The organism is Rhizobium herbae, assembly GCF_017873135.1.
GTDB lineage: Bacteria > Pseudomonadota > Alphaproteobacteria > Rhizobiales > Rhizobiaceae > Pararhizobium > Pararhizobium herbae.
The window spans coordinates 333626-347800 of the sequence record NZ_JAGGJV010000002.1 but is presented as its reverse complement, the minus strand read 5'-3'; the positions used below and the strand labels follow the sequence as shown (position 1 = coordinate 347800).

Annotated in this window: 14 protein-coding genes and 1 tRNA gene; 4 read left to right on the top strand and 11 right to left on the bottom strand. The window is 60.4% G+C overall.

All coding sequences use genetic code 11. The annotated features are described in order from the left end of the window. The first annotated feature begins 83 nt into the window (after positions 1 to 83). Positions 84 to 602 (top strand): TIGR02281 family clan AA aspartic protease, encoded by a 519-nt coding sequence (locus J2Z75_RS06925; RefSeq protein WP_209849672.1) that lies wholly within the window; start codon positions 84 to 86, stop codon positions 600 to 602. On the opposite strand, the gene deoA is transcribed toward J2Z75_RS06925, so the two are convergent. From deoA to J2Z75_RS06890, 7 genes are all read right to left on the bottom strand, one after another. Then, on the bottom strand, positions 592 to 1920 hold the full coding sequence (deoA, locus tag J2Z75_RS06920) for a thymidine phosphorylase (RefSeq protein WP_209849671.1): 1329 nt from the start codon (positions 1918 to 1920) through the stop codon (positions 592 to 594). The genes J2Z75_RS06925 and deoA overlap by 11 nt on opposite strands. Beyond that, complete coding sequence (deoC, locus tag J2Z75_RS06915; protein WP_209850656.1) at positions 1920 to 2693, bottom strand: deoxyribose-phosphate aldolase; 774 nt, start codon at positions 2691 to 2693, stop codon at positions 1920 to 1922. The genes deoA and deoC overlap by 1 nt, the downstream gene beginning before the upstream one ends. A 129-nt stretch (positions 2694 to 2822) precedes the next feature. Continuing rightward, positions 2823 to 3620, bottom strand: coding sequence for a purine-nucleoside phosphorylase (locus tag J2Z75_RS06910; RefSeq protein WP_209849670.1), 798 nt, complete (start codon positions 3618 to 3620; stop codon positions 2823 to 2825). Beyond that, on the bottom strand, positions 3617 to 4009 hold the full coding sequence (locus J2Z75_RS06905; protein ID WP_209849669.1) for a cytidine deaminase: 393 nt from the start codon (positions 4007 to 4009) through the stop codon (positions 3617 to 3619). The genes J2Z75_RS06910 and J2Z75_RS06905 overlap by 4 nt, the downstream gene beginning before the upstream one ends. 2 nt (positions 4010 to 4011) lie before the next feature. After that, on the bottom strand, positions 4012 to 4983 hold the full coding sequence (locus J2Z75_RS06900) for an ABC transporter permease (protein ID WP_209849667.1): 972 nt from the start codon (positions 4981 to 4983) through the stop codon (positions 4012 to 4014). Positions 4984 to 4986: 3 nt separating this feature from the next. Further along, positions 4987 to 6120, bottom strand: a complete 1134-nt coding sequence (locus J2Z75_RS06895) for an ABC transporter permease (RefSeq protein WP_209849665.1) — start codon at positions 6118 to 6120, stop codon at positions 4987 to 4989. Continuing rightward, on the bottom strand, positions 6117 to 7652 hold the full coding sequence (locus J2Z75_RS06890; protein ID WP_209849663.1) for an ABC transporter ATP-binding protein: 1536 nt from the start codon (positions 7650 to 7652) through the stop codon (positions 6117 to 6119). Before J2Z75_RS06890 ends, J2Z75_RS06895 begins: the two co-directional genes overlap by 4 nt. Positions 7653 to 7945: 293 nt before the next feature. Here J2Z75_RS06890 and J2Z75_RS06885 point away from each other — a divergent pair, with 293 nt between their 5' ends. After that, entirely contained in the window at positions 7946 to 8149 is a 204-nt protein-coding gene (locus J2Z75_RS06885; RefSeq protein WP_209849660.1) for a SlyX family protein, read from the top strand. Positions 8150 to 8232: 83 nt separating this feature from the next. Here J2Z75_RS06885 and J2Z75_RS06880 read toward each other — a convergent pair whose 3' ends face one another. Then, the gene (locus J2Z75_RS06880) at positions 8233 to 9225 is read right to left on the bottom strand and encodes a BMP family lipoprotein (protein WP_209849657.1); all 993 of its coding nucleotides are present in this window, start codon (positions 9223 to 9225) and stop codon (positions 8233 to 8235) included. 262 nt (positions 9226 to 9487) lie between these two features. On the opposite strand from J2Z75_RS06880, the gene J2Z75_RS06875 reads away from it, so the two are divergent. Continuing rightward, positions 9488 to 9826 carry a hypothetical protein gene (locus J2Z75_RS06875; protein WP_209849654.1) on the top strand — a complete coding sequence of 113 codons (339 nt, stop codon included), beginning with the start codon at positions 9488 to 9490 and terminating at the stop codon, positions 9824 to 9826. A 94-nt stretch (positions 9827 to 9920) separates the two neighbouring features. Here J2Z75_RS06875 and J2Z75_RS06870 read toward each other — a convergent pair whose 3' ends face one another. The 3 genes from J2Z75_RS06870 to J2Z75_RS06860 all read right to left on the bottom strand — a co-directional run bounded on the left by J2Z75_RS06870 (position 9921) and on the right by J2Z75_RS06860 (position 13705). Then, the gene (locus J2Z75_RS06870) at positions 9921 to 12092 is read right to left on the bottom strand and encodes a TonB-dependent siderophore receptor (RefSeq protein ID WP_209849651.1); all 2172 of its coding nucleotides are present in this window, start codon (positions 12090 to 12092) and stop codon (positions 9921 to 9923) included. A gap of 183 nt (positions 12093 to 12275) precedes the next feature. Continuing rightward, positions 12276 to 13160, bottom strand: coding sequence for a helix-turn-helix domain-containing protein (locus J2Z75_RS06865; protein ID WP_209849648.1), 885 nt, complete (start codon positions 13158 to 13160; stop codon positions 12276 to 12278). Positions 13161 to 13387: 227 nt separating this feature from the next. Continuing rightward, positions 13388 to 13705, bottom strand: a complete 318-nt coding sequence (locus J2Z75_RS06860; protein ID WP_209849644.1) for a hypothetical protein — start codon at positions 13703 to 13705, stop codon at positions 13388 to 13390. 301 nt (positions 13706 to 14006) lie between these two features. Here J2Z75_RS06860 and J2Z75_RS06855 point away from each other — a divergent pair. Further along, positions 14007 to 14096 (top strand) — tRNA-Ser (locus J2Z75_RS06855). Positions 14097 to 14175 lie beyond the last annotated feature (79 nt).

Genomic DNA, 14175 nt, shown 5'->3' with positions numbered 1-14175 from the left:
GGAAAATCCGGCGGCTTTTTGCATCCTGTTAGCGGGCTTCATGCTTAGCTAGGCGCTGTTTTCGACATCGCGGGATATGAGAGATGCTTTTACGTTTGGCCGTCTTTGCCGGAGGCATGGTCCTCGCCGCCATGTTTCTGCCGGGTCTTGCTACGTCCTATCTTGATCGCCCAGCGACGGACCAGTCCCAAACAAAGCCTGCGCAGGCGAGCCCGGCAAAATATGCCGGCGGTCGTGGCGTGCTGCTCGAGGCAAGCGCCGGCGGGCACTTCTTCGGCACGTTCACCATCAACGGCCGTAAGGAAAATGGCCTGGTGGATACCGGCGCCAGCGTGATCGCGATCAATGTTTCGACTGCAAGACGGCTTGGCATTTCAACGGGATCGCTGGTCTTCGACGCTCAGGTCGGCACCGCCAACGGCGTCGTCAAGGCGGCGCATGTCATGCTTGATCGCGTCGAGATCGGCACCATTTCCGTGAAAGAGGTGGATGCCATGGTGCTTCCGGACAAGTCCCTGTCCGGCATGCTGGTCGGCATGAGTTTTCTCAACAAGCTTTCGTCCTACCGGGTCGAAAACGGCGCGCTGCATCTTACCCGCTGATCTTGGGCCCGCTGATCTTGGACACGATCACGGGACGTTCAGGCGGCGCTTCGTTACCGATAGTGTAAATCTCCAAAAGCCGCGCTCGTGACGCCTCGGCCTGATCAGCACTCGCCGCGTGGACGAACGCGAAGGGTTCGCCTTTTTCGAGCTTCGTGCCGAGCGGTTTCAGGCCGCTGAACCCGACGCGGTGATCGATCGCTTCGTCGGGACGTGTGCGCCCGCCGCCAAGTGCAATGACTTCCATGCCGACGTCACGCGCATTGCAGCTCTGAAGGAAACCGTCCTCTAGTGCTTCGACGGCAAGGACAATAGGCGCGTTGACCAGATAGGTTTGCGGACGCTCCGCGAAATCATGGGGACCGCCAAGGAGGTGGACCATCCGGCTGAAGCGTTCCAGCGCCGCACCAGTCTCAAGGGCACGGCGGGCAAGATCCGTGCCTTCGGTGGGGCTGGCCGCAATACCCGACGTCATCAGCATCTCGGCGGCAAAGGACATGACGACCGCCTCAAGCCGGGATCCGGCTTTCTCCCCGCGCAGAAAGGCGAGGCAGTTTTCAATTTCAACGACGTTTCCGGCGGCATCTGCCAGGGGCTCGTTCATGTCGGTGATCAGGGCCGTGGTCTTCACGCCGGCACCATTGGCGACGCCGACCAGCGAGCGTGCGAGCGTTTCGGCCTCTTCCAGCCCGATCATGAAGGCGCCGTTGCCGATCTTGACGTCAAGCACCAGCGATTGCAGCCCGGCTGCGAGCTTTTTGGACAGGATAGAGGCCGTGATCAGCGGTATGGAATCGACCGTCGCCGTCACGTCCCGGATGGCGTAGAGCCGCCGGTCGGCCGGTGCGAGATCGGCGGTCTGGCCGATGATGGCGCAGCCTGCCTCTCTCACCACCTGCCGGAACAGCGCTTCAGAAGGCTTGATGTCATAGCCGGGGATCGATTCCAGCTTGTCGAGCGTGCCGCCGGTATGGCCAAGCCCTCTGCCTGAAATCATAGGCACGGCAAGGCCGCAGGCTGCCACAAGAGGCGCCAGCATCAGCGAGACATTGTCGCCGACGCCGCCGGTCGAATGCTTGTCGGCGACGGGGCGGTCGATATCCGCCCAGGAGAGCACATCGCCGCTGTCGCGCATGGCAAGCGTCAGTGCTACAGTTTCATCCAGGCTCATGCCGGAGAACCAGACGGCCATCGCAAAGGCCGCCACCTGCCCCTCGGAGATCGATCCATCGGCAAGACCGCGGATGAAGGCGGCAATATCCGGCTTCTCGAGCGCTTCGCCGTCCCGCTTCCGCCGGATGACCTCTTGCGGGATCATCAATAGGCCGTCGCGCCGGCGACGGGTTCGCGGCCTTCAAGCACCGAAAGGATATCCGTCAAAAGACCGGAGGCGCCGAAGCGGAAAGTCGAGGGCATCGGCCAGTCCGGGCTGTGGATCGTGGCGGCGAGATTGAGATACAGGCGGGCATCACCGACAGTGCGCACGCCGCCGGCCGGCTTGAAACCGACCTTGCGGCCGCTTTCGCGGATACAGGTCAGCATGATATCGGCGGCCTCCAGCGTCGCGTTCACCGCAACCTTGCCGGTGGAAGTCTTGATGAAATCGGCGCCTTCCTGGATGGCGATGTGCGAGGCGCTTCGGATCAGGTCGCGGTCCTTCATCTCGCCTGTCTCAAGAATAGTCTTGAGCAGAACAGGCGCCGGGCAGGCTTGCCGCACCGCGGAAATCATCGTGCGGACCGCCTGCTCGTCACCGGCCATGAAGGCGCGATAGGGAATGACCAGATCGATCTCGTCGGCGCCGTCGGAAACCGCCTGTTCGGTTTCGGCGACGACCGTCTCCACCGGGAGATCCCCGGAAGGAAAATTGACCACGGTTGCGATCTTCACCGCACTGTTTGGGCCAAGAATGCCGCGCGCCTGGGCGACGAAGCGCGGCCAGATGCAGATGGCGGCTGTATGGCCATGCGGCGTACGGGCAGAGGCGCAGAGCTTTTCGATCGCTTCCGGCGTGCAGTCATCCGTCAGGTCGGTCAAATCCAGCAGTGACAGCGCAAGCGCGGCGATCTGGCGATTGGAGGCTTCGAGCATCATGGGGTCCGTCCGTTTCTTGTCGCGATGATCGCACCCGGCGCGGCAGCCGGTCACGAAAGCTTGTTCTATACGCTTGAGGCGATCACGCAAACCCGTCCTGCACGATCCCGCGGGCTGGAAGATCGGTCAGGCTTTTGCCGAAATCATTTCGCTGAGAATGGAGGCCAGACGCCTGCCGCCAACCGGTGCCATGTCCTTGGTCTCGTGGTGGCTGAGTTCGCCGCCCGTCATGCCCGCCCCATAATTGGTGATCACGGAGGCGGCCGCGACCTTCAGGCCGAAGAAGCGGGCGAGAATGACTTCGGGCACCGTCGACATGCCCACCGCATCGGCGCCGAGAATACGGGCCATGCGGATTTCGGCCGGCGTTTCGAAATTCGGACCGGAGAACCACATGTAGACGCCGGAGCCGAGCGGGATATCCAGCTTGATCGCGGCTGCGCGCATGCGCTCGGCCAGTTCTGCGTCATAGGCCGATGTCAGCCCGACGAAGCGGTCGTCGCTGTCGATACCAATCAAGGGGCTTACGCCGGAGAAATTGATATGATCTGTGATCTGCATCACCGAGCCCGGCGGCAGGTCTTCGCGCAACGAACCGGCCGAATTGGTGAGGATGAGGGTTTCGACACCCAGTGCCTTCAGCGCCTCGATCGGCCCGCGCATCGCATTGGCATCGCCGCGCTCGTAGAAATGAACACGCCCCGACAGGACAATGACCGGGACGCCGCCGATCGTCCCCGCGACCAGTTCGCCGGCATGGCCGGAAACAGCGCTGACAGGAAAGCCCGGAATATCACCATAGGATATCCGCACCGGATCCACGACCGCCTCGACCAGAGAGCCCAGGCCCGAGCCGAGCACGATGCCATAACGTGGCGACAGCCCGGCAAGCCGGATCTTCAGCATCTCAGCGGCTGCGGTCATCCGAAGACCTCAGTCTCGAAAGAATGCGGCAGCAAGTCGGACATGGACAATGTCTTTTTCACGCCGGTCTCGTCGCAGAGGAAAATGCGGGTACTGGCGCCGGAAAATTCGGCAAGGCGCTGGCGACAGCCGCCGCATGGCGGGCAGAGTGCCAGTTTCTCGGCGATGACCGCCACCTCGACGATCTTGCTCTGGCCGGCCATGACCATATGGCTGATCGCGGTCGTTTCGGCGCACCAGCCTTCCGGAAAGGACAGATTCTCGATATTGGCGCCGGTATAGATCTTGCCGTCCTCGGCAAGGATGGCGGCGCCCACCGGGAATTTCGAATAGGGCGCATGCGCCTTCGCCATGGCCCCGCGTGCCGCCTCGAAAAGCTCGTTTTCCATGGTCAACGCTCCTTCACATAGGGTATGCCGCCGGCTTTCGGCGGGATCGCCTTGCCGATGAAGCCGGCAAGCAGAACGACGGTCAGGATATAGGGCAGCGCCTGCATCAATTGCACCGGCACCTGGCCGATCAGCGGCAGCGGATTGCCCTGGAGGCGGATGGCCAGCGCATCGAGGAAGCCGAACAGCAGGCAGGCCAGCATGATGTTGACCGGACGCCATTTGGCAAAGATCAGGGCTGCCAGCGCGATATAGCCCTTGCCCGCCGTCATACCCTTGACGAAGCCTGCGTTCATGGCGAGCGACAGATAGGCGCCGGCAAAACCACAGAGGATGCCGGCGCAGATGACGGCGCGGTAGCGCAGCCAGATCACGGAGATGCCGGCGGTATCCACCGCGCCCGGATTTTCACCGACCGCCCGCAGACGCAGGCCGAAACGGGTGCGATAGAGGATCCACCAGCTGATCGGCACCATGGCGAAGGCGAAGTAGGTCAGCACGAAATGGCCGGACAGAAGGCTGGAATAGACCGGCCCAAGGACCGGCACGTCCTTCACCGCGTCGGCGAAGGGAAAGGTGACCGTCTGGAAGCGGGCGTCACCGGCAAGCGCCGGCGTGCGGCCACCCTGGCGGAACCAGGCCTCGCCAAGAATGACGGTCGAACCGGCAACGACGAAGTTGATGGCAACGCCGGAGACGATCTGGCTGCCGCGCTGGGTGATCGACGCATAACCATGCACCAGACCCAGAAGCACGGAAATGACAATCGCTGCCAGAAGCCCCGCCATGACGGAGCCGCTGACAGCGGCGACCGCGCCGGCGGCAAAGGCTGCCCCCAGCATCTTGCCTTCGAGACCGATGTCGAAGACCCCTGCCCGCTCGGTGAACAATCCGGCAAGCGCCGCGAAGATCAGCGGTACCGAGACGCGAATGGTGGATTCCAGGAGCGCAATGATGGTGTGGAAAAGGTCCATGGCTCAGGCTCCCCGTGTCTGCGCGGCGGCTGTCGCGCGGCTGCCGATAGCCGCAAACGCCCGTCCGATCGCCGGACGGAACATGTTTTCAAGTGCGCCGGCAAACAGGATGACGAGGCCTTGGATAATGACGATCATGTCCCGCGAGATCGACGGCATTTCAAAGGCGATCTCGGCACCGCCCTGGTAGAGCATGCCGAACAGGATCGCCGCCGGGATGATGCCGGCCGGATGCGAGCGCCCCATCAGCGCCACGGCGATGCCGACAAAGCCTGCGCCCTGCACGAAATCCAGCTGCATGCGGAACTGCTCACCCATGATCGGGTTCAGCGCCATCATGCCGGCAAGGCCACCGGAGATCATCATGACGATGATGGTGATCCGGGTTTCGCTGATGCCGGCATAACGCGCTGCCGACGGGCTGTGGCCCATGGTGCGCATCTCGTAGCCGAACCGCGTGCGCCAGATCAGAACCCAGACGCCGAAGGCGGCCACAAGCGCCAAAAGGAAGGAGACGTTGAACGGCGCATTGCCGACGTTGAGCCCGAAGATCGACAGCAGCCAGTCCAGCTTCGGCAATTGTCCGCCCGCCTCGAAGGTACGGGTCTGTGTCGCCATCGAACCGAGCGGCTTCATCACCTTGGTCAAAAGATAGACCATGATGCTGGAAGCGATGAAATTGAACATGATCGTGGTGATGACGATATGGCTGCCGCGCTTGGCCTGCAGCCAGCCGGGCAGGAAGGCCCAGAGCGCGCCGAAACCAGCCGAGCCGATGATCGCCACCGGAAGGACGATGAACCAGGGCATGGTCTTGTCGAGCCAGAGACAGGCGAGCGCCACGCCGATGCCGCCGATATAGGCCTGCCCCTCGCTGCCGATATTGAACAGACCGGCATGGAAGGCGACGGCAACCGAAAGGCCAGTGAAGATGAAGGTGGTGGCGTAATAGAGCGTGAAGCCGATATATTCGCCGCGGCCAAAGGCGCCGTTGATCATGTGATAGGCGGCATTCAGCGGGTTTTCACCGACCAGCAGCACGACGAGACCAGCCACCAGGAAGGCGACGACGAGGTTGACCAGCGGGATCAGGCCGTATTCGGCCCAGGCCGGCAATTTTGCGTATGGATTGCTCATTCGGCGGCCTCCTTACGGCCTTCGACACCCGCCATCAACAGGCCGAGTTCCCCTTCGGTCGCACCCGGATCCCGCTCGCCGACGACGCGGCCGGCAAACATCACGATGATGCGGTCCGAAAGGGCGCGGATTTCATCGAGTTCGACGGAGACAAGCAGGACTGCCTTGCCCTGGTCACGCATCTCGATGATCCGCTTGTGGATGAATTCGATAGCGCCGACATCGACGCCGCGCGTCGGCTGGCCGATGATCAGCACGTCGGGACCGCGTTCCATTTCCCGCGCCAGCACGATCTTCTGCTGGTTGCCACCGGAGAAATTGGCGGTCTTCAAACGCGGATTGGGCGGCCGGATGTCGTATTTCTTGATCTTCTCTTCGGCATCGGCCTGGATGGCCTTGGTGTTGAGGAACACGCCGTTCAGATAGCGTTTGTCCCGATGATAGCCGAGAATGCCGTTTTCGCTTTCCTCGAATTTCAGCACGAGCCCGACATGATGCCGGTCTTCGGGGACATGGGCGAGACCGCGTGTGCGCAATGCGGCGGGATCGGCATGGCCAGTCACATCGACCGGTTCGCCGTTCAGCAGAACTGTGCCGGAGACGGCCTTGCGGATGCCGGAGATCGCCTCCAGCAGTTCCGACTGGCCATTGCCGGCAACGCCGGCGATGCCGACGATCTCGCCGGCCCTTATATCGAAGGAAACGTTATCGACCATTGTCACGCCGCGCCCGTCGCGAACGGTCAGGTTTCTGACCGAGAATTTCACCGCCCCGGGATTGGCCTCGCCCTTGTCGACCCGCAGGAGGACGCGGCGGCCAACCATGAGTTCGGCCAGTTCCTCGACGGAGGTTTCCTTGGTATTGCGCGTTGCCACCATCTCGCCGCGGCGCATGACGGAGACCTCGTCGGTGATCGCCATGATTTCGCGCAGCTTGTGGGTGATGAAGATGATTGTCTTACCCTGGTCCTTCAGCTGGCCGAGGATGCGGAACAGATGATCGGCCTCCGGCGGCGTCAACACGCCCGTCGGCTCGTCGAGAATGAGGATATCGGCCTTGCGATAGAGTGCCTTGAGGATTTCCACCCGCTGCTGCAGGCCGACCGGAAGCTCTTCGATCAGCGCATCCGGATCGACCTCCAGCGCATATTCGCGCTCCAGCCGCTTCAGCTCGACCCGAGCCTTGGAAATGCTGGTGTTGAGGATCTGGCTGTCTTCGGCGCCCAGCATGACATTTTCGAGCACGGTGAAATTCTCCACCAGCATGAAATGCTGATGCACCATGCCGATGCCGTGGGCGATCGCCGCGTTCGGGTCCTTGATGGTCACCTTGCTGCCGTCAACGACGATATCGCCGCTATCGGCCTGATAGAACCCGTAGAGGATCGACATCAGCGTCGATTTTCCGGCGCCGTTTTCACCGATGATGCCGTGAATGGTGCCCTTGCGGACAGTCAGGTTGATATTCTTGTTGGCATGAACAAGGCCGAAGCTCTTGTCGATGCCACGCAACTCGATGGCAATATCGCTCATATTGACCCATGTTCCCCGAAGCTCGACCCGGTTTTCTCCACTTTGACAGCGGTAGCCCGGGCATCGATTTTTTTTACCAATTGGTATAAGTTTAGCATCGAAATCCGGACGTGAAAGCCCAAAAATCGCAAGCCCGCCCACTCTTCCCAGTTCATTGAGGAGAGTCCAGCGCGATTTATATTCGTTGAGTTGCGTGCGCGACCGGAAATGCGGCGCGGCGCCTGCATAATCACAATCAATATGATAAACGGCTGCGCAAGCGGAGAACGAAAGCACGGCCGCAGGAGAGAATCATGAGCGAAGAACGCATCACCCGGCTCGAAGAGACGATCGCCCACCAGGCAAAGACCATCGAGGAACTGTCGGATCAGCTGGCGGAACAGTGGACGGTCGTCGAGCAGGTCCGCACCAAGCTCGATCGCCTCACGGAGCGGTTCCTCAGCCTCGAGGAGCAGAGTATCGATGCGCCGGCAATCACCCGGCCGCCGCACTACTGACAACGATCGCGTCCGGAGTTCATCCAGATGAAAGCCGCCGGCTCTTTCGGACCGGCGGCTTCTTTATTCAATCTCTCAAGCGATCAATAGGGGCAGGCTTCGTCCGACATGTAGTCGTGAACCTGAACCGTACCGGCAATGATATCAGCCTTTGCCTTGTCGACGGCAGCCTGCATTTCCGGGGTGATCAGGGCCTTGTTGTTGTCGTCGAGCGCATAGCCGACGCCGTCTTCCTTGAGGCCGAGATTGGAAATGCCGACGGCGAACTTGTCGTCCTTGGCGGACGAGAAGGCGTCATAGACGGCCACATCGACGCGCTTCAGCATCGAGGTCAGAACCTTGCCCGGCTGCATGCCGTTCTGGTTCGAATCGACGCCGATACCGAGCTTGCCCGCATCTGCAGCAGCCTGGAGAACGCCGACGCCGGTGCCGCCGGCAGCGTGATAGACGACATCCGAGCCCTGGTCGAACTGCGACTTGGCGATTTCGCCGCCCTTGACCGGGTCGTTCCAGGCATCCGGCGTGGTGCCCGTATAGGCTTCCAGCACCTTGACGTCAGCGCCGGTCGATTTCGCGCCGCCGACATAACCACAGGCAAACTTGTGGATCAGCGGAATATCCATGCCGCCGATGAAGCTGACGGTCTTGGATTTGGAGGCCATGCCGGCCAGAACGCCGACGAGATAGGAGCCTTCCTGCTCCTTGAAGACGACCGACTTCACGTTCGGCTTGTCGACGACCATGTCGATGATGGCGAACTTGGTATCCGGATATTCGACGGAAACCTTTTCGAGAGCCGCAGCCCAGGAAAAGCCGGCCATCACAATCGGGTTGTTGCCGTCGCCGGCAAAGCGGCGAAGCGCCTGCTCGCGCTGCGCATCGTTGGCGATTTCGAATTCGCGATATTCGATGCCGGTTTCCGTCTTGAACTTCTCGGCGCCGTTGAAGGCCGCCTCATTGAAGGATTTGTCGAACTTGCCGCCCAGATCGTAGATGATCGCCGGCTTGATATCGGCGGCAAGCGCCGTGGCGGACATCATCGAGAAGGCAAGGAGACCGAGGAGGGTTTTTTTCATTGTGCAGCCCTGTTGTTGCTATTGATCTTATTGGGTCCTCCCGCAAGCTCCTCTTTCGGGAGCATGTCTGCGGAACCACCACTCCCTGTTCAAGGGTATGACTGGTTGGGGCGCATCCTTGCATGCCTCAAATCAAAATTCACTCAAAATTTTTCAATTGGTAAAAAAAGGTAAATCGCCCAAAAAACCGGCAAAATCATTGCTTTCGGTACGCAAACGGCACAAATTTTGGAACTGATGCAGGTAGCAAAAGGTATTTGGCATGCCCCCTGAAGACAACGAAACCTGGGTGATCGAGGCAGGTCATACGATACTGGAAAAGGAAGCCGCCACCGGCTTTGCTTCACTAGAGGCATGGGAGCGGTTGCTTTACTCTCTCTGGGTCGCCGACTACGGCATGAGAAACGCAGGAGACCTGGACACTGCCGAAGAAGTCGATGAACACTTTCGGGAGAAAGGCCTGCAGGCCGCACGCGAGCTTTCGCTTCTCAAATGTATCCAGGGATTTTCTCTTGCCAGAGAAGATCTTGAGCGGCGCTATTTTGAGCTTTTCGACACGATGTGCGAAGAAATCAAGGGTGTCGAACGACGAACCCGATAAGCCTGTTTGGTAGCAAATTCCGTTCTAGGGGACAAGCATCACACGAAGGCCGCAGAGCTTTCTGCGCTGCGGCCTTTCGTAAAAATCAGAGAATTCACCAGGACTTGCTGAGCTTCAGCGTGATCGTGCGCTGATCGCCGTAACCGCAGGTGAAGAGGCCCTGGCAACCCTTGACGTATTCCTTGTCGAACAGGTTCGTCACGTTGAGCGCAGCACCCCAGCCGTTCTTTTCGTAGCGGATCGCGGCATCGGCAACCACCGCGTCGGGAACCTTGGCCGTGTTGGCCATGTCGGCGAAGGATTCGCCCTGATAGCGCAGGCCGCCGCCGATGCTGACGCCTTCGAGCGCACCGTCCGTCACCATATATTCGAGCCACAACGAGGCCTGATGTTCCGGGATCAGATAAGGCCGGTTGCCGATAAGCGATGGGTCGCCATCTTCCGTGATTTCCAGATCGTTATAAGTATAGCTGGCGAGCATCTTCCAGTTCTGGTTCAGATTGACCTTGCCTTCAAGCTCGAAACCGGTCGATGTGACTTCACCGATCTGTTGCTGGTAAGACGGCGGGCCTGCGATGGTCGTCGTGACGCTCTGCTTGACGATCTGGTAGACCGAAGCCGTCAGCGCGCCGTCGATGAAGCTCGGCTCGTATTTGATGCCGCCCTCGATCTGATGGCCCTCTTCCGGCTCTAGCGCGCCGCCGCTTCCGGAAAGCGTCCCGATCTGCGGATTGAAGAAGGTTGCGACGGAGACATAGGGTGTCAGGCCATTATCGAACTCGTAGGCCAGGCCGGCACGGCCGCTCAGCGCGCTATCGTTGGTAGAGTATGATCCTGTCGCAAGCCGTGAATCGTTGTCGATATCGACATAATCATAGCGGCCGTTCAGCGTGACCAGCCAGCCGTCGCCGAACCGGATCTGGTCCTGCGCGTAGACGCCGATCTGCTTCAGGCGGGTGACGGCATCAAGATAGGTGGAATAGGCGGGAAGATCGGCTCCATAGTCCGGGTCCGCCGGGTCGAGATCCGACGCCGGCCAGGCGGATGCCTGTGTCTGGTCGATCTTGTAATTCTTGTAGTCGAGCCCGAGCAGCAGCGAATGGTCGAGCGGACCAGTAGAGAACTCCTTCTCGGCGCGATTGTCGATATTAAAGCTATCGGCGCTGGTGTCATGCTTGAAGCCCAGGCGTGCCAGCTTGCCGTCCGCCGTGTAGGCATAGGGGTAGACAAGCTCCTCGGCCTTGTCGAGATGGCTGTAGCGCAGGTTCTGAGAGAACTTCCAGCCATTGTCGAACTCGTGCGAGAACTCGTAGCCGAACATCTGCTGGTCGTAGCGGCCGTAGTCGTGATCCGGTTCGCCGAAGAAGAAGTCACGATCTATCTTCCCACCAAAGGGGCCATCAGTCACGGTACCCTCATAGGGCAGGAAGCCGTTGCCGACATGGGTCTGATCGAGCGCGGAAGCGATGGCATAGACCGTCAAGCTGGTCGCATCATCGGGCTCATAAGTGATCTGCGGCATCAGGAAGCCACGCAGGTCTTCAGAATAGTCACTGTAGTTATTGCCGCCCGCCACCTTGCCAGTGATCCGGTAAGTGAGCGTGCCGTCCGCATTCAGCTTGTCGTTGGCATCGAAGCCGAAAAAGGCGTTGCCGAAATTGTTGATGCCGATCTCGGTCGAATAGGCTGGCTCGTCCTGCGGGCGCTTGCGCACGAGGTCGACGATGCCGCCGGGGTTCGAGCCACCGTAGAGAACGGCAGCCGGACCTTTAAGGACCTCGACGCGCTCCAGCATGTAGGCGTCGGTCTGGAAACCGCCGAAGCCATAGGAAAAGAGATTGAGACCGTCGAGGAACGCGCCGGTCTGGGTGGCGTCAAAACCGCGGATGTAGAACCAGTCGGTATCCGGGTCGCTGCCGAAGGGCTCGGTCGATACGCCGGCGGTGTAGCGTAGCGCCTCGTCGATCTTGGTAACGACGCCGCGATCATCGAGTTCTTCCCGCCCGACAACGGAAACCGACTGCGGAATTTCGGCAATCGGCGTCGCTGTCTTGGAACCGGTGCCGGTGGCCTTTGCCACATAGCCATCAACAGGTCCGGTCGCTTCCTTGTCCGTACCCTTGCCGCCTTCGACGATCAGGCGCTCCAGCACCGTCGCATTGCCCGTTGTCGCATCCTGCGCTTGCGCCACCTGCGGAAGCGTGATGGCCGCAACTGCCGCGCTCGCCATCAATATCCGGTAGAGACCAGTCCCCTTGATCTGCATAAATTCGTCACCCCAGCTTGAACCCGGGCGTTTCCGCCCCCGTCGGCGACACGCGATCCGGTATTTCCATGAAAATAAGATGAGTATTTAACTCAACTACACAGGGCGGGGATTGTCTCTGACTGCGGTAATTGAACGATTCTGGTCCATATTCCGCATCGCACACAGGCAAGGCAGACGCACTCAGACCCTCTGGCTTTTCGCCCAGGTCGCCGGTGTCGCACCGACGGTCTTGCGGAAGACACGGGTGAAATGCGCCTGGTCGGCAAAGCCCGTCTCGGCGGCAACCACGCTCATCGGCAGTTCACCCTTGAGCATCAGCTGCTTGGCGCGCTCGATGCGTGCCTTCATCTGCCACTGATGCGGCGGCAGGCCGGTGGACGCCTTGAAGGCATGGCTGAAATAGGACTGCGACAAACCTGTCAGCGTCGCCAGCTCCTCCAGTCGGATGCCGCGCAGGCAATTCTCCTCGATATAATCGATCGACCGGCGCAACTGCCACGATGCCAGTTCGCTGCGCCTGCGTGTCCGGACCGGCGCGAGCCGCATGACATCGACGAACAGCGCCACCGACAGGCCGTCGCCATAGAGGTCGTGCAGCGGCTGCGGATTGACGCATTCGGCGGCGATCAACTCGGCCAGCGTCAGGAAACGCGGCTCCGAGAACATCAGCCGCGGCTGCTCCATCTTGCGGGGATCGAGGTCTTCCATCAGCCGGCGGCTGAGGATATCGGCGTTGAAATGCAGATCGAGATGGCGGACATAATTGACATCGACCATTTCCGCCCAGAGTTCCATGCCGGCCGGAATATAGGAAATGACCTGCCGCCGGCTGTCCTCGGCAACGGCCTGCTGCGTCTGGCGCAGCCGGATATTGCGCCGACCGCCGCCTTTGGCATCGAGCACGATGAACAGCCGCGGATCATCGGCGACGTAGAAGCCGCCGGCGGACGGTGCGCATTCGACATCCCAGAGATCGGCGACGATGCCGTTCCATTCGCGCCGGTTCAGCCCGCCGATAACGGAGAAGCCGGAAATCCTGTTGTTCATGCGCGGCTGGAAGGTCATCCGTTGTCTCGGCATCCCGGCAAAGACTGCCGATCTTAAACTTGCTTTTAATAGTCAAGTTTAGCTAGATCAGAACGTTCATCTTTGCAATTGCGCAAATGTCTGGAAACCCAAGGTTCTTCGGCCATTGTGGCTTTTTCGCCATGAAAAGCGCGCTGCGCGAAGCGCCGGCAGAGACGCCGCATTCCAGGAAACGATGCACAGCTATGTCAACAGGCCGCCGTCGCTCAGGCGGAGAACCGGCCCGCGACCGAGGGCCGCTTGTAGCCGATCACCCACAGCACCAGCGCGATCAGCAGGAAGAAGGCAAAGGCAGGCTGCTGCAGCGACCATCGGACCACCGGATCCAGAAAAGCGCCATTCGCATGCGGCGTCTCCAGGGTCTGCACCAGAGACTGCGTCGAGGGACCGCCGGCCGCAAGCGCCGTTGCCAGCGGTGTCAGCACCGGTTGAGACGCCGAGACCGACTGGATGGCATCCACCGACGCCACCAAGACACCGGCGACAAGCGCCATAAAACTCGCAAACCGCAGCAAAAATCGCATTCCGCCACTCCCCAAACCAGCCCGCATCCGCGGCGGCCAGACCGCATTTCTCCACCTATAGCAAGAAATAGGCACAAGCCTGATGAAGTGCAATGCCGCCCTTTCGCGGGCGCGCATCACAAGAAGTCAAAAAACTGTCAGAAATCAGTTGATCCCACCGAGTTCATCGGTATATATCGCGCCGGTCCGCAGGTTTTCACTTGACGGACAACCCGGTTAGGCACCGCCGAACGGGTTTCAGGAGAAAGCAAGCGCTTGTCTCTGATCCACCGGCCCCAACCGCCGGTGCGATTGACAAAACGGACAGGTGGCCGAGTGGTTGAAGGCGCACGCCTGGAAAGTGTGTATACGTGAGAGCGTATCGCGGGTTCGAATCCCGCTCTGTCCGCCATTTTCCTTTACATGTTTACGCGCGGCGAGGCTCGAGTTCCGCTAGATAAGGTGCCAGCTTTGGCTTCCGCTCTTGGTTG

Bases quoted from the DNA above. Each gene is read 5' to 3' on its own strand.
- J2Z75_RS06925 (WP_209849672.1), top strand. From the start codon at position 84: ATGCTTTTACGTTTGGCCGTCTTTGCCGGAGGCATGGTCCTCGCCGCC.
- deoA (WP_209849671.1), bottom strand. From the start codon at position 1,920: ATGATCCCGCAAGAGGTCATCCGGCGGAAGCGGGACGGCGAAGCGCTC.
- deoC (WP_209850656.1), bottom strand. From the start codon at position 2,693: ATGCTCGAAGCCTCCAATCGCCAGATCGCCGCGCTTGCGCTGTCACTG.
- J2Z75_RS06910 (WP_209849670.1), bottom strand. From the start codon at position 3,620: ATGACCGCAGCCGCTGAGATGCTGAAGATCCGGCTTGCCGGGCTGTCG.
- J2Z75_RS06905 (WP_209849669.1), bottom strand. From the start codon at position 4,009: ATGGAAAACGAGCTTTTCGAGGCGGCACGCGGGGCCATGGCGAAGGCG.
- J2Z75_RS06900 (WP_209849667.1), bottom strand. From the start codon at position 4,983: ATGGACCTTTTCCACACCATCATTGCGCTCCTGGAATCCACCATTCGC.
- J2Z75_RS06895 (WP_209849665.1), bottom strand. From the start codon at position 6,120: ATGAGCAATCCATACGCAAAATTGCCGGCCTGGGCCGAATACGGCCTG.
- J2Z75_RS06890 (WP_209849663.1), bottom strand. From the start codon at position 7,652: ATGAGCGATATTGCCATCGAGTTGCGTGGCATCGACAAGAGCTTCGGC.
- J2Z75_RS06885 (WP_209849660.1), top strand. From the start codon at position 7,946: ATGAGCGAAGAACGCATCACCCGGCTCGAAGAGACGATCGCCCACCAG.
- J2Z75_RS06880 (WP_209849657.1), bottom strand. From the start codon at position 9,225: ATGAAAAAAACCCTCCTCGGTCTCCTTGCCTTCTCGATGATGTCCGCC.
- J2Z75_RS06875 (WP_209849654.1), top strand. From the start codon at position 9,488: ATGCCCCCTGAAGACAACGAAACCTGGGTGATCGAGGCAGGTCATACG.
- J2Z75_RS06870 (WP_209849651.1), bottom strand. From the start codon at position 12,092: ATGCAGATCAAGGGGACTGGTCTCTACCGGATATTGATGGCGAGCGCG.
- J2Z75_RS06865 (WP_209849648.1), bottom strand. From the start codon at position 13,160: ATGACCTTCCAGCCGCGCATGAACAACAGGATTTCCGGCTTCTCCGTT.
- J2Z75_RS06860 (WP_209849644.1), bottom strand. From the start codon at position 13,705: ATGCGATTTTTGCTGCGGTTTGCGAGTTTTATGGCGCTTGTCGCCGGT.